This window comes from Sphingomonas lacusdianchii (assembly GCF_022664395.1).
Taxonomy (GTDB): domain Bacteria; phylum Pseudomonadota; class Alphaproteobacteria; order Sphingomonadales; family Sphingomonadaceae; genus Sphingomonas; species Sphingomonas lacusdianchii.
Genome location: NZ_JAKRET010000005.1, coordinates 232,469 through 250,355, shown reverse-complemented (window position 1 = coordinate 250,355; position 17,887 = coordinate 232,469). Strand labels below are relative to the sequence as shown.

Here is a 17,887-nt window from a genome sequence, read left to right as displayed (position 1 = left end):
GAACCCGAAGGGCTCGCTTATGTCCCCCGCCGCCCATGCCGCCGCCCGCGCGCTGCTCGCCGATCCGCTGACCAACAAGGGCACCGCCTTTACCGAAGCCGAGCGCGACCTGTTCGGGCTGCACGGGCTGTTGCCGCCGCATGTCGGCACGCTCGACAGCCAGATCGAGCGGCGACGGCGGGCGCTGGCGGGGATGCCCGACGATTTCCACCGCTATTCCTTTCTGCGCGAATTGCAGGATTCGAACGAGATCCTGTTCCACGCGCTGGTCCAGCGCGATCTGCCGGCGATGCTGCCGCTGGTCTATACCCCGACCGTGGGCGAAGGGTGCGAACGGTTCAGCGACATCTGGCGCCGGCCACGCGGCCTGTTCCTGTCCTGGCCGAACCGGCACCGCATCGCCGATATCCTTGCCGATCCGGCACTCGACCGGGTGAAGGTGATCGTGGTCAGCGATGGCGAGCGCATTTTGGGCCTGGGCGATCAGGGTGCGGGTGGCATGGGCATCCCGATCGGCAAGCTGGCGCTCTACACCGCCTGCGCCGGCATCCATCCGGCGGAAGTCCTGCCGATCCTGCTCGACGTCGGCACCGACAATGCCGCGCGACGCGACGATCCGCTCTATGTCGGCTGGCGCAACCCGCGCATCCGCGGCGCGGAATATGATGCGTTCGTCGAGGATTTCGTGACAGCCGTCGCCGATCGCTTCCCCGGCGTGCTGCTGCAATGGGAGGATTTCGCGGGTCACAATGCCTACAAGCTGCTCGAGCGGTATCGCGGCCGGTTGCTGAGCTTCAACGACGATATCCAGGGCACTGCCGCCACCGCCGTCGGCACGCTGCTGTCCGCGATCGAGCGGACCGGCGTGCCTCTGACCGAGCAGCGCATCCTGCTGTTCGGCGCCGGGGCGGCCGGGTGCGGCATCGCGGACATGTTGTTGCAGGCGCTGCGGGCCGAAGGGCTCGACGAGGCGCAGGCACGCACGCGCATCTGGGCGGTCGATCGCGACGGGCTGATCCTCAGCGACATGGACGGATTGTCGCCGGCGCAGGCCGGACTCGCGCGCGATCCGGAGGACGTGGCGGCGTGGACGCGGACCGCGCATGGGGCGATCGACCTGTTCGACACCGTCGCCAATGTCCATCCGACCGTATTGATCGGCGCATCGGGCCAGCATGGCGCGTTCACCGAGGCGGTAGTGCGTACCATGGCACAGGCGGTCGCCCAGCCGGTCATCTTTCCGCTGTCCAATCCGGTGTCGCGGGCGGAAGCGCACCCCGACGACCTGTATCGCTGGAGCGCCGGTCGCGCGTTGATCGGCACCGGCAGCCCGTTCGGCGTGGCCGGTGTCACCCAGGTCAACAACGTCTATATCTTCCCCGGCGTCGGGCTGGGTGCCCTGGCGGCGGGTGCGACGAAGATCACCGACGGAATGTTCATGGCCGCCGCCCGGGCGCTGGGGGCGATGGGCGGCGAGGATATGCTGTTGCCACCGATCGAGCGATTGCGCGACGTAGCCCTCGACATCGCCGTGGTCGTGGCGGCGCAGGCCGTTGCGGACGGAGTCGCTTCGCCCGGCGCCGTGACCGACCGCGAGGGCATCGCGGCCCAGATGTGGACACCCACCTACTGACGATCGCGGAACCCTGCCGCTCCGATCGGCTTTCGCTTTGCTGTCGATACCGTCCAGCGCCGGTTCACTCGGACCGGCGCAGGACGGGGCAGAGAGGAACCGATATGAAGCAGTTGATGCAGATTCTTGCCGGTGTGGGCCTGACGCTCGCCGGGCTGACCGCCGTTCCCGCCGTGGCGGATGCGCAGCCGCGCCATCACGCGCACCGGCATGACGACGGTCCACGTGCGCGCGACCATGACCGCCGCCGCTGGGACGATCGCGGCCATTGGGACAACCGGCGTGGCTGGAACGACCGGCGGCGCTGGGACAACCGCCGGGCGTGGAACGACCGGCGTGGCGACGGGCGCCGGGACCGCTATGGCTATCGTGGCGAGCGGATCATCTATGGCGGGTCGCGCGAAGCTGCGGCGATGGGGGTCCAGTATCGCGGCCCATGCCGCTACGTGATCCGTAACGGCCGCCGCGTCTGCGGTTGAACTACCAGCCCCTCCTGACGATGTCGGGAGGGGTTATTTCTTGGGCGTGACCCAGACCGACACCGGCACCACTACCTTGCCGGGCGCGGGCTTGCCAACATCGACGCGGTCGGCAGTGACCAGTTCACCGGTTTTGAGATTGAACGACGCCCATGGCTTGGGCATGCGGCCGAAGGTCATCTTCTGGATCGGCTGGCCGGTGGTCGAATTCATGATCGTAGCGGTAATGGGCATGGCCGGGCGGGTAGCCCCGCCCGGCCCGTCCGTCCAGTTCAGAAACGCATGTCCCAGCCAAGGGTGAATGTCCGGCCGCGTCCGGCAAAGAAGGCGAAATTGTCGGTCGGCAGGCGGGTGTCGCTGTTATAATCGATATAGAAACGGTCGAAGATATTCTGCGCGCTGAGCGACAGTCCGCCGAATTTCGTCTGATAGCGGAGTTGCGCGTCGGTCACGTCATAGCCGGTGAAATTATTGTCGGGACTGGGGTTCGCCTTCCCCCGGAAATTGCGGGATAGGTAGAATTGCGTCTGCACCCGTGCGATCAGTGGACCGCTGGCGACGTCCGCTGCGAGGTTCAGGCGATCGGGCGAGATGTTGGTGCCGTCGAGATCGGTGTCGACCACCCCGTCGCCCGGTGCACGATCGCTGTCGTAGCGGCCGAGGATATGGGCATAGCCGGTCGACACGCGCAGGCCCGGCAGCGGGGTCTGGACGGCAAGGCTGACCTCCAGCCCCTCGATCTCGACCCGCTGGCGCTGGACCTCGAAAATGCCGTTGCCCTGCGCGATCAGCAACTGGCCACGATCGCTCGACGACCAGAAATAGGTGGTGCTCGCGTCGAGCGGTCCGCGCTTCACCTCGACGCCGATCTCGCGATTGTTCGACACGACCGGCTGGATATCGAGGAAGCTGTCGAGCCGGACATTGGGGGTGGCGATGGCGCGGGTGATGCGGCCGATATCGGCCATGGTGAAACCCTGCGCATAGCTGGCATAGGCGCGCACGCCGGTAACCGGCTCGACGATCGCGCCGCCGTTGAACAGCAGGTCGCTGAATTTCGGCGTGCCGCCGGTCACCGCGACGCCGCCATAGGTCGCCGCGTTGCGACCGTCATAGGTGGTGGAAGCGAGCGTGCGGAAATCGTCGATGCGGACCTGTACATTCTCCCAACGCGCGCCGCCGGCGAGGCGGACGACGCCGTCGAACAGCTTCAAATTGGCCTGCGCGAACGGCGCCAGGCTGCGGAAGTCGGCGGGCGGAACCCAAACGCGGTCGGTGGCGATCAGCCGCTGCTCGGTCTTGTCGAACAACGCGTCGAAGCCGATCGTCGCGACCAGTGCCTCGAACCCCGGCAGGGCGCGTTCGTAGCTCGCCTTCGCCCCCAATTTGCGCGAACGGTTTTCGGACTGGTCGAACAGCGTACCGATGGGGGCCAGCGCCGGATCCTGAAAGGTCGGGATGATCGTCACCTCGCCGCCGAACGTATCGTGGGTGCGATTGAAGAAGAACTGGGTGACGAGATTGCCGCCGAACAGGTCGCTGTCGGTATAGGAGAGCGACAGCGCCGCGGCCCGGTTGGCGGCGGGCTTGCCCGGCGGGTCGCCGCGCACCGCGCTGGTCGGCAGGCCGGTACGACGGTTGCCCGCGATCGGGAGATAATCGCCCTCGCCCTTCAGTTCGTAGCGATTGGCGATCAGGTCGAGCCGTCCGGTCGCGCCGACCTCTAACCCCAGCCGCGCGAAGAAATCGGTGGCGCGGGAGTCCTGCGTCTCGCCCTGCGTCAGGTTCACCCCGATGCGACGGTCCTGCGCATCATAGAACGCGCCACGCCGTTCGTAGCTGGCGCCGACCGTCGCATCGAACCGCCCGACCTTATACTGGACCAATCCGGCCGCCTTGCCGCCGAAACCATCCTTTTCGAAGCCGTCGGCGCTCGTGCCCTGCGCCAGTGCGCGGCCGCTGACGCCCTCCTGTTGGGGCGCACCGACCGTCACTTGATTGACGATGCCGCCGGTCCCGCCCACGCCCTGCAAGGCGTTCGATCCGTAGATCAGTTCGACGCGGTCGATGAAGAAACCGTCGATGGTGAAACCGTCACGGCTGCCGTCGCGCAGCGGCGTCGTCTGCGGAATGCCGTTGATCGCATAGAGCGGCGAGCGGCCGCGCAGCGTCTCCCCCGCCCCCGACAATTTGCCGCGCGTCGGCGAGAAGCTGGGCGTCAGCGTTGCGACGGCATCGGTGACGCTGCCCGAAAGCGCGATCTGCTGGTCGAGTGCCTGCTTGTCGATCAGGTCGATGGTCAGCGGCAAGGCGTTGGGCGGCAGGGTGGTGCGCGCGGCGGTGATGACGATGTCATCATCCGACGCTTCGTCGCTGGCGGCGGGCACGTCCTGCTGCGCGAATGCCCCTTGCGGGACCAGCGCGAACGCCACCGTCCCGATCAGCCAGTACGAACGTCCCCCATTCGACAACTCCATCATTCCCCCTTCGCAACGATTGACCTGTATCAACGCGCCCGCTATCGCGATCAATTATCAATAGCAACCCCAGATGAGCGAACCGTTGATGACCCGCACCGTGCTTTTCCAGCTTCACTGGTTCCTGGGCATCACTGCGGGACTGGTGCTGGCGGTCATGGGGGTGACCGGCGCATCGCTCAGTTTCGAACCGGAAATTCTGGCCGCACTGAACCCCGACCGCCCCGTCGCGGCGGGTGCGCGGCTGTCGGGGCCGGCGCTGGTCGAGCGGTTCGCGGCGCAACGGCCGGATGCGGCGATCACCCGATTGACCGTGCCGGCCGATTCGAACGAGCCGACGCTCGTCGGCTATACCCTGCCCGGGTCGAAGGGACGTCATGTCGAACGGATCGACCCGGCGACCGGGCGACTGGTCGGCGAATTGCGCGGCAGCGGCGTGTTCGAGGTGATGGAGGATCTGCACCGCTGGCTGGCGCTGCCCGACGGCGGCGACGGGTGGGGGCGGCAGATCACCGGATTTTCGGCGATCGCGCTGATCTACTTCGCATTGTCAGGACTGTATCTACGCTGGCCGAAACGGCCGCTCGACTGGCGCAACTGGTTCGTGCTCGACCTGAAGAAGACCGGACGCAACCTGTATCGCGCGCTGCATGCGGTGGTCGGCGGCTGGGTGCTGGTTTTCTACCTCGTCAGCGGCCTGACGGGGCTGTGGTGGTCCTATGACTGGTATCGCGACGGGGTGAAGGCGATGCTGGTCGCCGAGGCGCCTGCCGAGCGGACCCGTCACGCCAAGGGGGCCAAGGCCGACCTGGTGCTCGCATGGCGCGGTTTCGAACGTGCGACCGAAGGCCGCCGTTACGACCGCATCGTCGCGAGCGTCCGCGACGATCAGGTGCAGTTCCGCGCGAAGCTGCCCGATGCGCGCCATGACCGGGTCAGCGACGAACTGACGATCGACGGCATCAGCGGCGCGGTAGTATCGGCGACACCCTATGCCGCGCGGACGCTGGGCGAGGATATCGTCACCAGCGTCTATGAACTGCATCGTGGCGCCTATTTCGGCATTGCCGGCCGGATCGCAATCCTGCTGAGCAGCCTCGCGATGCCGTTGTTCACCATCACCGGCTTCCTCCTGTATTTCGCGCGGCGACGGCGCAAGGCGGCGTTGGCCGCGGTCGTGACCGACACGCCCGAGGTGCCGATGGCAAAGGCGACGACGCTGGTCGCCTATGCCAGCCAGACCGGATCGGCCGAGCGCATCGCGCGGCTGACCGCGGAAGCCCTACCCTCCGCCACCGCACTGCCGATCGCAGCGCTGGACGATGCCGCGTTGGCGCGGGTCAGGCGGCTGTTCGTGGTTGCCAGCACCTATGGCGAAGGGGAGCCGCCCGACGCTGCGCGCGCCTTTGCCCGGACACTCGACGGAACGGCGCCGGACCTGTCGCACCTCGAATATGCGGTGATGGCGCTCGGCGACCGCGAATATGCCGATTTCTGCGCATTCGGCCACCGCCTCGACCGCTGGCTGCACGATAGCGGCGCCACCCGGCTGTTCGATGTGGTCGAGGCCGATGGCGAGGATGCCGACGCCCAGCGCCATTGGCAGCGGCAACTGGCGGGTCTGGGCGGGCGGACCGATCAACCCGACTGGGCACCGGCGGCGATGGGCGACTGGCGGCTGGTCGAACGACAGTTGCTCAATCCCGGCAGCAGCGGGGGAGAAGCATGGCATGTCGCGCTCGAACCGGTCGGCGCGAACGCCGACTGGATGCCGGGCGACATCGTCGAGATCCTGCCGCAGCAGGATGCCCGCCGCGTCGCTCCCTTCATCGCGGCAAACGGGATCGACGACACGGCGGAGACCCGGGCGTGGCTGATGACGCGCATCCTGCCCGAACAACCGGAAGCCGGGATCGCCGCGTTGATGCCGCTTGCCCACCGCGAATATTCGATCGCCTCGATCGCCGCATCAGGCCGGGTTGAACTGATCGTGCGGCGGTGCCGGGCGGCCGACGGCTTTGACGGGCTGGGGTCGGGCTGGCTGTGCAACGGCGCGCCGGTCGGCGGGATCGTGCAGGCGCGGGTGCGGGCCAACCCCGCCTTCCACCCGCCGCAGGACCCCGCCACGCCGCTCATCCTGATCGGCAACGGCACCGGGTTGGCCGGGCTGCTCGCCCATCTCCGTCACCGGGCGGCCGGCGGCGGGCCGGTGGCGCTCTATTGGGGCGAGCGACAGGCGGCGCACGACGATTTCCATGCGGCGGAGCGGCAGGCGCTGATCGAGCGCGGGGTCCTGACCCGCTCGGTCACCAGCTGGTCCCGCGATCCGGGCGGGCATCGCTATGTCCAGGACGCCGTGGCGGCGGATGCAACGGCGATCGCGCAGGCGGTCGCGGGCAGGGCCGCGATCTATGTCTGCGGCAGCGTGCAGGGCATGGCACCAGCGGTCCATGCAGCCCTCACCACGATCCTCGGCGATTCGATGGTCGAGGCGATGCTGGCCGATGGTCGCTATCGCCGCGATATCTATTGAGCGGCGGTCAGTGGCGGTGCTCGCGCCGCAACCGGTAGCGCCCATGGGCATAATCGTCGAACAGGCCGGTGATCGCCGGATGGTCGACCGGTTCCTCGCTATCGTCGGCGATCAGATTCTGCTGGCTGACATAGGCGACATAGCTCGCATCGGCATTTTCGGCGAGCAGATGGTAGAAAGGCTGGTCCTTGCGCGGACGAGCCTCGGCCGGGATCGACTGATACCATTCCTCGCTATTGGCGAAGATCGGATCGATATCGAACACGACCCCGCGAAAGTCGAACAGGCGGTGGCGCACGACGTCACCGATCGAAAAACGGGCATGGGCGACCGGCGGCAACGGCGTGCCGCGGTCGAGCGAGGGGGAGGACGGGGCCTTCATGCGAAATAATCTAGGTCCGATGTGCGATTGCAGCAAGGAGGCGCTTGCAAGTCTCGAATCCTTGGGCTAACCGACCGCCCTCGCTGACCACCGTGCCGCGCTGACCTGCGGCATGGAGCGAGAAACCTCTGCGGAGAGGTGGCAGAGTGGTCGATTGTACCGCACTCGAAATGCGGCGTGCCTTTACGGGTACCGAGGGTTCGAATCCCTCCCTCTCCGCCACTTCCTCCCCATCATGATAAATCCGGTACGTGACGCTTTCGCGGCAGCCCGCTTGTTCGTCCGCGCCTTGCGCCATGACCAAAAGTTCATCGCGCGCTCACCGCCCCGCCCGGCCCGTTCGACTAGGCGGCGGTCGATGACCGTAGCATTCGGTCGGTGCAGCCAGGGTCGACCGTGTGAGCAAGCCAATCTTCTTCGATCCTACCGGCCGCCGGAGTGTCTGGGCACGGCGCGGGGTCGCGTTGCTGATCCTTGCGGTGATCGCGGCGGCGATCGCCTTTGCGACGACGCTGGTGGCCACGCCCCGGACGCTGGGCATCCCCCTGCCCTTCGCCCGGCGGCATGGCGAGGCGTTTGCGCCGCGCGCCGACAAGACCGCGCGGCACGGCCGCTGGTTGCCGCGCACCAGTTCGCCCACGGTCGGCGGCACGCCGCTGACGATTGGGTTCTACGCCCCCGATACGGCGGGCGGGATCGCGTCGCTGCAACGCCATCTCGGTACGCTCGACTGGGTGGTGCCGGCGTTCGTCAGCGTCGTGGGTACGCAGATGCGGGCGACCGACGATCCGCGACTGGAGCAGGTGTTGGCCGGTGCCCGCCATGCGCCCAAGCTGTTGCCGATGGTGCAGAACCTGACCGATTCCGACTGGGACGGCGCCGGTGCGGCGAAGATGTTGGCCAATCCGGCGGCGCGTTCGGCGCTGATCGCGCAACTGGCGGGCTATGTCCGTGCGCGCCATGCCGCCGGTCTGGTGATGGACTATGAAAGCCTGCCCGCCGCCGCCGTCGCCCGCTATCCGGCGTTCCTCGCGCAGTTGAACGCGGCATTGCCCAAGGACGCGGTGCTGGCGGTGACGGCGCCGGCGGGCGATCCCGACTGGCGGCTGGCCGACCTAGCGCGCGCCACCGACCGCGTCATCCTGATGGCCTATGACGAACATTGGGAGAGCGGATCGGCCGGGCCGATCGCGTCGCACCCATGGTTCGTCGGGCAGGTCGAAAGCGCGCTGCGACAGGTCGGTCGCGACAAGCTGGTCGTGGCACTCGGCAGCTATGCCTATGACTGGCACGACGGCAGTGCCGATGCCCTGTCGATCGAGGAGGCATGGCTGGCCGCGCATGATTCGGCGGCGGCAATCGGCTTCGACCGGGCGAGCGGCAATGCCGGTTTCGCCTATCAGGACGAACGCGGCAGCCGGCATCAGGTGTGGATGCTGGATGCGGCGACCAGTTGGAACCAGATGGCCGCGCTGCGCCGGCTGGGGATCGATGCGGTCGCGATGTGGCGGCTGGGCAGCGAGGACGCCGGCTTCTGGAATGACCTGACCGCCTATCGCACCGCCGATCAAGTGCCGCGCATCACCCGGTTGCAATCGGCGCTGAACGTCGATGTCGAGGGCAGCGGCGAGGTGCTGCGCATTACCGCACGGCCGACGCCGGGAGCGCGCAGCGTCAGCTTCGACCGTAACGGCATGATCGCTGACGAAGCCTATGTCGCGCTGCCGACGCCTTACGTCGTGCAACGAACCGGGGCGGCCGATCCGAAGGCGATCGCGCTGACCTTCGACGACGGGCCCGACGCGACATGGACGCCGCCGATCCTCGACGCGCTGGAGGCGGCGCATGTCCCGGCGACGTTCTTCGTCGTCGGCGAGAATGCGATCGAGCATCCCGGGCTGTTGCAGCGGATCATCCGCGATGGGGACGAGATCGGCAACCACAGCTATACCCACCCCAATCTGGCGACGACGGGCGAACGGACGACGACGCTGGAGCTGAACGCCACGCAGCGGCTGATCGAGGCCTATACCGGGCGGTCGACGACGCTGTTCCGTGCGCCCTATTTCGGCGATGCCGAACCGACGACGATGGACGAGATCGCGCCAGCGCTGCTCGCGCAGGATCTGGGCTATACGGTGGTCGGGCTGCACGTCGATCCCAATGACTGGCAGCGACCGGGCACCGACGCCATCGTGCGGCAGGTGGTCGAGCAGGTCGAGGGTGCCAGCGCCGACAGTTCGCGCAACGTCGTGCTGCTGCACGATGGCGGCGGCGACCGGGCGCAGACGATGGCGGCGCTGCCGCAGATCATCGCTGTCCTGAAGGCAAAGGGCTATCATTTCGTCACCGCGTCCGCGCTGGTCGGGGTACCGCGAGCGATCGCGATGCCGGCGGTGACCGGGCGCGATCTTGCGGCGGTACGGACCGACGTCGCGATCTTCATCGTGATCGCGGCGATATCGGTACTGCTGGCATGGCTGTTCTACCTCGCCATTGCGCTCGGCATGGCGCGGGCGGTACTGTTGGCCGCCCTGGCATGGTTCCAGTCGCGACGCGAACGGCCGACGCCGCCGGTGTTTCAGCCGAGCGTCACCGTCATCATTCCCGCCTATAACGAGGAACGGGTGATCGCCGATTCGGTCGCGCGGGTCCTGGCGAGCGACTATCCGGGATTGCAGGTGATCGTTGCCGATGACGGGTCGAAGGACGGGACGAGCGCGGTGGTCCGCGCCCGGTTCGATGCCGACCCGCGCGTCACGCTGCTGACGCTGGTCAATGGCGGCAAGGCTGCAGCGCTCAACCGCGCGTTGCTGCAGGCCGATGGCGAGATCATCATCGCGCTGGACGCCGATACCCAGTTCGAGCCGACGACGATCGCCCGGCTGGCACGCTGGTTCGAAGACCCGGCGTTGGGCGCGGTGGCGGGCGATGCGCGGGTCGGCAACCGGGTCAATCTGGTCACGCGCTGGCAGGCGGTAGAATATATCACCGCGCAGAATCTCGAACGGCGCGCGCTGGCCGGATTCGATGCGATGACGGTGGTGCCGGGTGCGGTCGGTGCATGGCGGCGGGCGGCGCTGGACGCGGTCGGCGGCTATCCGGAGGATACGCTGGCCGAGGATCAGGACCTGACCATCGCCATCCAGCGCGCCGGCTGGCGCGTGACCTATGATCCGAATGCCATCGCGTGGACCGAAGCGCCCGAGACGTTCAAGGCTCTGGCCAAGCAACGCTATCGCTGGGCGTTCGGGACGCTGCAATGCCTGTGGAAGCATCGCGCGATCCTGCGCAGCGGCAAGCCGGCGGGTCTGGCGCGGATCGGGCTGCCGCAGGCATGGCTGTTCCAGATCGCCTTTGCCGCAATCTCGCCGCTGATCGACCTGGCGTTGCTGCTGTCGATCGTCGGTACGGCAGTGCGGGTGGCACAGCATGGCTGGGCGCAGACCAGCGGCGACGTGTCGCAAATGGGGCTGTACTGGCTGTGCTTCACCGCGATCGACGTGGCGTGCGGCTGGGTCGCATATCGGCTTGACGGGAACAAGGCACGCTATCCGGCGCATCTGCTGGTCGCGCAGCGGCTGGTCTATCGTCAGATCATGTATTGGGTCGTGCTGCGCGCGATCGCCTCCGCGGTCGGCGGGTTCGTGGTCGGATGGGGCAAGCTGGAGCGGACCGGCAGCGTGCAGGCAGCGGCCTGACGCCGGACGATCAGCGGGGAAAGGTCAGCCGGACGACCAGTCCGGGATGATTGTCGCCGAGTTCGATCGTCCCGCCGTGCAGCCGGGCGACCGCAGCGACCAGCGACAGGCCCAACCCCGCGCCGCTTTCGTGCCGCGACGGATCGAGTCGGCCGAAACGTTGCAGCGCCGCCGCCCGGCGATCCGCCGGGATGCCGGGTCCGTCGTCGCCGACGATGATCGCGACGCCGCCGCCCTTGTCCTCTATCGACATTCGGATGGTTCCTGCGCCATATTTCAGCGCGTTATCGATCAGATTTGACACCGCCTGTCCGATCATCTCGCGGTGGACGGTGGCGATCACCGGGGCGGACGGCGTGACCGCGATCGCCAGCCCGCGGTCCTCCGCCAGCGGTTCGAACAGGTCGGCGAGGTCGGCCAGCAACTCGGTCAGATCGGTCGTGGTGAAGGCGTCGCGACCGATCCCCGCCTCTGCCCGGGTAATGCGCAGCGCGGTATCGAGCATGCCGAGCAACCGCTCGCCCTCCTCCATTCCCCGCAGGACGGCGACCCTGGCATCTTCGCTATCCGCCGCTGCCAATGCGCGTTCCAGCGTCGCGCGCAGGCGGGTCAGCGGGGAGCGCAGGTCGTGCGCCAGCGCGTCGGTCGCCATCTTCAATTCGCCGACCAGCGACGCGATCCGGTCGAGCATGGCGTTTACCGATCGCCCCAGATCCTCGAACGCATCGCCACCACCCTCCAGCGGGACGCGCCGGTCGAGATCGCCGCCAGCGACCGCCGCGACAGTATCGACCGTGCGTCGCAGCCGCCGCGCGATGATCTGGGCCGCGACCCACCCGGCAAGTCCCGCCAGCACCAGCGCGACCAGCATGGCGGCGACCATCGCCATCTCCATCGCGCCGACGAACGCGCGCTCGCCCTCGATCACGTGACCGGTCAACAGGCGGGTGCCGTCGGGCAGGACCGTGCCGATCACGCGCATCGATTCGGGGTGGTCGCGGCGGATGCGGAACAGCTCGATCGTGGCCGGCGGGCCGGGCACCACATTGGGGGGCCAGGCACCGACATTGCCTGCCAGCGTCGTGCCGTCGCGCGCCGTCACCAGCACCACCGATTGCGGCCGGTCGCTGCGATCGAGCCGCGCTTCGGCAGCCTTGCGCAATCCCGCGATGCCCCCGGCCGCCCATGCCTCCAGCAGCGTCGCGCGCAGCCGCTGTGCCTCATCCGTCGCGCTGGCGGTCAGTCGGGTTTCGGTCACGGTCCGGACGGTGAGCAACGTCACCGCCGCCCCCGCCAGCTGCAACGCAAAGACCAGCGCCGCGAAGCGCAGCGTCGCCGACCGGGTCAGCAGCGTCAGGGCTCAACCCCCAGCTTATAGCCCGAGCCACGAACCGTATGCAGCAGGCGGCGCTCCTCGCCATCGTCGATCTTGCGACGCAGGCGGCTGATATGCACGTCGGTCACGTTGCTGCCGGGATCGAAATGATAATCCCATACGCCCTCCAGCAACATCGTGCGGGTGACGACCTGCTCGGCGTGGCGCATCAGATATTCGAGCAGACGGAACTCGCGTGGTTGCAGGTCGATGACCCGCGTGCCGCGCCGCACCCGTCGCGCCAGCAGGTCCATCTCCAGATCGTCGCAGGTCAGCACCGTCTCCGCTGCCGGACCGCCCGCAGGCTGCCGCCGGGAGAGCAGCCGCACCCGCGCCAGCAATTCGGCGAAGACGAACGGCTTGGTCAGATAATCGTCGGCGCCTTGGGTCAGCCCCGCCACCCGGTCGTCGGGAGTCCCCATCGCCGACAGGATCAGGACCGGCGTCGTCACCCCCGCCGCGCGCATCGCGGCGATCGTCGCCATGCCATCCATCTGCGGCAGCATCCGGTCCATGACGATACAGTCGTAGCCACCGTCGATCGCGTGGAACAGCCCGTCGCGGCCATTGGAGGCACGATCGACGACAAAGCCGGCTTCGGTCAGCCCCTTGCCGATATAGGCTGCGGTTTCTTCATCGTCCTCGACGATCAGGATCTTCACGTGACGCCACCTCCGCCGCCCGCAATATCAGCGAGTGGGCACCGACGTCACCCCTTGCCGCGACGTGCAGCAACACCGGACCGGTCGCATGGTCGGGAAAGTCGGCGATGCCGGGCGCATGGTCGCCGACAGCGTCGATCACGTCGCCGACGCGCAGGCCGGACCGGGCTGCCGCGCCATCGGTGCGCAGGCTGGTGACGACCCATCCGCCCGATGCGGTTTGCGGCGCCAGCGTCGCACCATCGGCCGCGACGCCCCCCGCATCGGCAAATGCCCCGCACCAGCCCGCCGCGAGCAGCGCAGCCGCCGTCACTGCGGCCAACGCCGCGCCGCGGGCCGGACCGAAACGGGGTAGGTCGTGAACCGGCATCTGCACCTCCTCGCCCGCCATCCTGCGCGCGACGCGCCGACCGGACGATGGGCGACAGATGAAGACCCGGTCATGTTGCGATTGACATGGGCGCGGGGGCGTGGCGGTGATGCGGATATGCAACCAGCCCGATCGCGTCCGCCGCGGCGCATCACCATCGTCGACGTCGCACGCCATGCAGGCGTTTCGACCAAGACCGTCTCGCGCGTGTTGAACGGCGAGCCGCACGTCACCGATGCGGTGCGCGACCGGGTGCGCGAAGCGGTGCGCACGCTCGACTATCACCCCAATATCATGGCGCAGGGACTGGCGCGGCAGCGGTCGCACCTGATCGGGCTGGTCTATGAAAACCCTTCGCCCAGCTATGTCGTCGACCTGCAAATGGGTGTGCTCGACCGGCTGCGCGGCGAACGCTACCGGCTGGTGGTGCTGCCGGTCCGATCGGTCATAGACCATGCCGACGAAGTCGTCGGGCTGCTGCGATCGGCGGCGGTCGACGGCGTCGTGCTGGCCCCGCCGGCATCGGACAGCCGCCGCATCCTCGACGAACTGACCGCGATCGGCATGCCGTTCGCGCGGATCGCGCCGACCCGCTGGCCCGAATTGACGCCGGGCGTGGTCGTCGACGATGTCGTCGCCGCCTGCGAAGTGGCCGCGCTGGTGCTCAACCAGGGGCACCGGCGCATCGGCATCATCAAGGGCGACCCGACCCACGCCGCAGCCGAGGCGCGGATGACCGGCTATCAGCAGGCGTTCGCGGCCGCGGGGCAGCCGATCGACCCCGATCTGGTAATCGACGGCCTGTTCACCTTCGATTCCGGATTCGCGGCGGCACAGACCCTGCTCGCACGTCGCGACCGCCCGACCGCGATCCTCGCGGAGAATGACGACATGGCGGTCGGCGCGCTGATGGCCGCGCGCGAGGCGGGGATCGAGGTGCCCGGCAAGCTGTCGATCGTCGGGTTCGACGATTCGGAGATCGCCCGCATCACCTGGCCCCGGATCACCACAATGCGCCAGCCGGTGTTCGACATGGCAGTCAGCGCGACGACGCTGCTGCTCGACCAGCTCGCCGGCGCGCAGGTGCCGGCCAGCGTCGAACACGAACATCACCTTATCGAGCGCGATTCGGTAACGGTCGCACCGGACGCCTAGGCTTCCGGCTTCTCGACCACCGCCCGCGCTGCGTCGCCCTTGCGCACCGCCGCCAGCAACGCACCACGGGCATAGGGTTTGGCAAGGACGGTCGCATCGGCTTCGTCGGCGACCGCGCCGGGGTCGCCGGTCGCGAATATGACCAGCGCGTCGGGGCGGAGCGTACGCGCGCGCTGCGCCAGTTCGCGACCCGATGCGCCGGGCAGGTTGACGTCGGTGATGAGGATATCGACCGGCGCGGTCTGCAGCGCGGTGATCGCCTCTTCCGCGCTGGCCGCTTCCAGCACGACGAACCCGGCTTCCTCCAACATTTCGGCGCTGTTCATACGGATCAGCCCATCATCCTCGACCAGCAGGATCGTACGCCGGAGCGTCGGCGGCGTGGTGATCGCGACCGGCCGGCTGTCGGGAGACGGCGACGTTGCAAGGTTGCGCTGCTGCTGGTTCGACAGGACGTGACGGATCTTACGCGCCAGCGCCTCACGCGTATAGGGTTTGGACAACAGCTCGACGCCCTTGTCGAGCCGTCCGCCATGGACGATCGAGTTCTCGGTATAACCGCTGGTGAACAGGACCGCGATGCCGGGCAGCCGCTCGCGCGCCTTGCGGGCCATTTCGGGGCTTTTGAGCGTACCCGGCATGACGACATCGGTGAACAGCAGGTCGATCGGTACCCCGCTTTCGATCACCGCCAGCCCGCTGGCGGCATCGGACGCCTTGAGCACCCGATAGCCAAGGTCGCCGAGCATCTCGACCACGGTCGCGCGGACTTCCTCGTCATCCTCGACGACCAGCACCGTCTCGCTCCCGCCCCGCACCGGGCCGCTATCGACCTGCACCTCGATATCCTCGGACTGCATCGCCCGCGGTAGGTACAGCTTGATCGAGGTGCCGTGCCCGATCTCTGAATAGATCTTCACATGGCCGCCCGACTGTTTGACGAAGCCATACACCATCGACAGCCCCAGCCCCGATCCCTTGCCCTCCGGCTTGGTCGAGAAGAACGGCTCGAACACGCGTTCGACGACGTCGGGCGCCATGCCGCTGCCGGTATCGGTCACCGCCAGCATCACATACTGCCCCGGCACCACCTCTTCGTGCGTACGGGCGTAAGCGTCGTCCAGATGCGCGTTGGCCAGTTCGATGGTCAGCTTGCCGCGCCCGTCCATCGCATCGCGGGCATTGATGGCGAGGTTCAGCAGCGCATTCTCGATTTGGCCGGGATCGATGAAGGTATTCCACAGGCCGCCGGCAAAGACGGTTTCGATCTCGATCGCCTCGCCGATCGCCCGGCGCAGCATGTCGTCCATGCCCTGCACGAAGCGGGTGACGTTGACCACCTTCGGCTCCAGCGCCTGTCGCCGCCCGAACGCCAGCAACTGGCTGGCCAGCCGCGCCCCGCGCGATACGCCGGCCATCGCATTTTCGACGCGGCGTTCGGCCTTTGCGTTGCCGACCACGTCGCGGGCCAGCAATTGCAGGTTGCCGCCGACCACCTGCAGCAGATTGTTGAAATCATGCGCGACCCCGCCGGTCAGCTTACCGACGGTCTCCATCTTCTGCGCCTGCGCCAGTTGCGCCTCGGCCTGACGGCGTTCCGCGATTTCGGCGATCACCCGGCTTTCGAGCGTTTCGTTGAGGCTGCGAAGCTGTTCCTCGGCGCGCTCGCGATGCCGCACCTGCTGTGCGAGATTGTCGGCCTGCTCGCGCAGTGCCGCCTCCGCCGCCCGGCGGTGCGAGATGTCGGTATGGACCCCGACCCATTCGGTGATCTCGCCCGCGCCATCAAGGATCGGCAGCGCGCGAATGGCGAAGGTACGCCATTCGCCGTCGCGCCGCCGGACGCGATGTTCGTGGACGAACATGCTCCGCGCGGCGACCGCGATGTTCCACGCGTCGACCGATCCCTGCGCATCGTCGGGATGGACCGCCGATGCCCAGCCGAAATCCTGATATTCGTCGTACGACTGCCCGGTCAGCGCCGCCCAGCCGGGCTGTTCGCCGACCATCCGGCCATCCGCGCTGTTGGTCCACAACACCCCGTGCACGGCCTGCATCGCCGTGCGGAAGCGTGCGTTGCTCGCCTTGATTGCGGCGGCGTCGCGGGCGCGTTCGGTAATGTCGATACCCAGGATATAGGCACCGACCGTCTCGCCGGTGTCGTCCTGATGCGGAACGTACCGGATCTCCACCGCGCGGGGGCCGAGTGCCTGATGGTGCAAGACCGTTTCACCGACCACCGGTTCGCCGGTCAACGCCCGCTCGATATCGGCCCGGCGGTCGCGATACATTTCCTCGCCGATCACGTCGCGGATATGGCGTCCGACCATCGCATCCGGCTCGCCCCCGAACCAGCCTTCGTAATGCGCATTGGTGAAGCGGTAGCGATGGTCGGAGTCGATATAGGATACGAGCATCGGCACGGCGTCGGCGATGCGACGCAGCTCCGCCTCGCTCGCCGCCAGGCGGGATTCGATCGCCTTGCGTGCGCTATTGTCGACGACCGTGCAGAGTACCCCGCCGGCTACCCCGCGCCCGTCGACCACAGGCGTGTAGTGAAGATCGAGCGTGAACGTTTTCGATTCGCAAGCACGCGACAGAACGGTCGTCCGATCGAGAAACGACTGGCTCTGCCCGCGCAGCGCCGCCGGCAGGACGATACGAAGATGCTCCCACAGCTCAGGGAATGCCTGCTCCACCGGGGTGGCGAACACCTGCGGATGGCGGTCGCCGACGATCGCGCGATAGGCGTCGTTGTAGAACAGGATGTGGTCCGGTCCCCACATGAGCATCTTGGCGACCGGCGAATTGACGATGTTGGCGATCGTCGCGCGCATTTCGGGCGGCCAGTCGGCCGGCGTTCCGAGCGGGAAGTCGGCCCAGTTTCGCGTCCGGATCAGCGCGGCGCATTCCCCGTCCGCCGCCGGCCAGTCCTTCGCCAACACCCCGCGTCCCGCCGCGCCGTTGCGCAACGCACGCAAACCGGCGCGGACGACCTCGCTGGCATTGGCATAGTCGCCGCCCGCCACGGCCTCCGCGATGAACGCCTTGAGTTCGGGCGTCAGCGATACGTTGCTGGTATGTCGTCCGGTCATCGCGAACATCTCCTGCAGCGCACCG

12 protein-coding genes and 1 tRNA gene are annotated in these 17,887 nt (G+C 67.7%); 6 read left to right on the top strand and 7 right to left on the bottom strand.

Annotated elements, in window-relative coordinates; genetic code table 11:
* Positions 1-19: 19 nt before the first annotated feature.
* A complete protein-coding gene (locus tag MF607_RS09280; protein ID WP_242117788.1) occupies positions 20-1,633 on the top strand; it encodes an NAD-dependent malic enzyme in 1,614 nt (537 codons plus the stop codon).
* A 104-nt stretch (positions 1,634-1,737) separates the two neighbouring features.
* Positions 1,738-2,112, top strand: a complete 375-nt coding sequence (locus tag MF607_RS09275; protein ID WP_242117786.1) for a hypothetical protein — start codon at positions 1,738-1,740, stop codon at positions 2,110-2,112.
* Between the two features lie 33 nt (positions 2,113-2,145).
* Here the strand turns inward: MF607_RS09275 and MF607_RS09270 are convergent, their stop codons facing one another.
* Together MF607_RS09270 and MF607_RS09265 are read right to left on the bottom strand one after the other, a co-directional pair.
* Entirely contained in the window at positions 2,146-2,346 is a 201-nt protein-coding gene (locus MF607_RS09270) for a hypothetical protein (protein WP_242117783.1), read from the bottom strand.
* A gap of 38 nt (positions 2,347-2,384) precedes the next feature.
* Positions 2,385-4,589, bottom strand: coding sequence for a TonB-dependent receptor (locus MF607_RS09265; protein WP_431311922.1), 2,205 nt, complete (start codon positions 4,587-4,589; stop codon positions 2,385-2,387).
* A 73-nt stretch (positions 4,590-4,662) separates the two neighbouring features.
* Here MF607_RS09265 and MF607_RS09260 point away from each other — a divergent pair, with 73 nt between their 5' ends.
* Positions 4,663-7,122 carry a PepSY domain-containing protein gene (locus MF607_RS09260; protein ID WP_242117778.1) on the top strand — a complete coding sequence of 820 codons (2,460 nt, stop codon included), beginning with the start codon at positions 4,663-4,665 and terminating at the stop codon, positions 7,120-7,122.
* Positions 7,123-7,129: 7 nt separating this feature from the next.
* Here the strand turns inward: MF607_RS09260 and hspQ are convergent, their stop codons facing one another.
* Positions 7,130-7,504 carry a heat shock protein HspQ gene (gene hspQ, locus MF607_RS09255; protein ID WP_242117776.1) on the bottom strand — a complete coding sequence of 125 codons (375 nt, stop codon included), beginning with the start codon at positions 7,502-7,504 and terminating at the stop codon, positions 7,130-7,132.
* A 132-nt stretch (positions 7,505-7,636) separates the two neighbouring features.
* Between hspQ and MF607_RS09250 the strand changes: the two genes are divergently transcribed.
* Positions 7,637-7,726 (top strand) — tRNA-Ser (locus MF607_RS09250).
* Positions 7,727-7,902: 176 nt separating this feature from the next.
* Positions 7,903-11,205 (top strand): trifunctional glycoside hydrolase family 18/polysaccharide deacetylase/glycosyltransferase family 2 protein, encoded by a 3,303-nt coding sequence (locus tag MF607_RS09245; protein WP_242117773.1) that lies wholly within the window; start codon positions 7,903-7,905, stop codon positions 11,203-11,205.
* A 10-nt stretch (positions 11,206-11,215) separates the two neighbouring features.
* On the opposite strand, the gene MF607_RS09240 is transcribed toward MF607_RS09245, so the two are convergent.
* The 3 genes from MF607_RS09240 to MF607_RS09230 form a co-directional block, all read right to left on the bottom strand.
* Positions 11,216-12,487 (bottom strand): sensor histidine kinase, encoded by a 1,272-nt coding sequence (locus MF607_RS09240; protein ID WP_242117771.1) that lies wholly within the window; start codon positions 12,485-12,487, stop codon positions 11,216-11,218.
* Between the two features lie 71 nt (positions 12,488-12,558).
* Positions 12,559-13,242, bottom strand: a complete 684-nt coding sequence (locus MF607_RS09235; protein WP_242117768.1) for a winged helix-turn-helix domain-containing protein — start codon at positions 13,240-13,242, stop codon at positions 12,559-12,561.
* Positions 13,214-13,612, bottom strand: a complete 399-nt coding sequence (locus MF607_RS09230; protein WP_242117765.1) for a PDZ domain-containing protein — start codon at positions 13,610-13,612, stop codon at positions 13,214-13,216. Before MF607_RS09230 ends, MF607_RS09235 begins: the two co-directional genes overlap by 29 nt.
* On the opposite strand from MF607_RS09230, the gene MF607_RS09225 reads away from it, so the two are divergent.
* A complete protein-coding gene (locus MF607_RS09225; RefSeq protein ID WP_242117763.1) occupies positions 13,601-14,767 on the top strand; it encodes a LacI family DNA-binding transcriptional regulator in 1,167 nt (388 codons plus the stop codon). The genes MF607_RS09230 and MF607_RS09225 overlap by 12 nt on opposite strands.
* Here the strand turns inward: MF607_RS09225 and MF607_RS09220 are convergent.
* The gene (locus MF607_RS09220) at positions 14,764-17,862 is read right to left on the bottom strand and encodes a hybrid sensor histidine kinase/response regulator (protein WP_242117761.1); all 3,099 of its coding nucleotides are present in this window, start codon (positions 17,860-17,862) and stop codon (positions 14,764-14,766) included. The genes MF607_RS09225 and MF607_RS09220 overlap by 4 nt on opposite strands.
* Positions 17,863-17,887 lie beyond the last annotated feature (25 nt).

Coding starts and splice junctions, on each gene's coding strand:
- MF607_RS09280 (WP_242117788.1), top strand. CDS start 20: ATGTCCCCCGCCGCCCATGCCGCCGCCCGCGCGCTGCTCGCCGATCCG.
- MF607_RS09275 (WP_242117786.1), top strand. CDS start 1,738: ATGAAGCAGTTGATGCAGATTCTTGCCGGTGTGGGCCTGACGCTCGCC.
- MF607_RS09270 (WP_242117783.1), bottom strand. CDS start 2,346: ATGCCCATTACCGCTACGATCATGAATTCGACCACCGGCCAGCCGATC.
- MF607_RS09265 (WP_431311922.1), bottom strand. CDS start 4,589: ATGGAGTTGTCGAATGGGGGACGTTCGTACTGGCTGATCGGGACGGTG.
- MF607_RS09260 (WP_242117778.1), top strand. CDS start 4,663: ATGAGCGAACCGTTGATGACCCGCACCGTGCTTTTCCAGCTTCACTGG.
- hspQ (WP_242117776.1), bottom strand. CDS start 7,504: ATGAAGGCCCCGTCCTCCCCCTCGCTCGACCGCGGCACGCCGTTGCCG.
- MF607_RS09230 (WP_242117765.1), bottom strand. CDS start 13,612: ATGCCGGTTCACGACCTACCCCGTTTCGGTCCGGCCCGCGGCGCGGCG.
- MF607_RS09220 (WP_242117761.1), bottom strand. CDS start 17,862: ATGACCGGACGACATACCAGCAACGTATCGCTGACGCCCGAACTCAAG.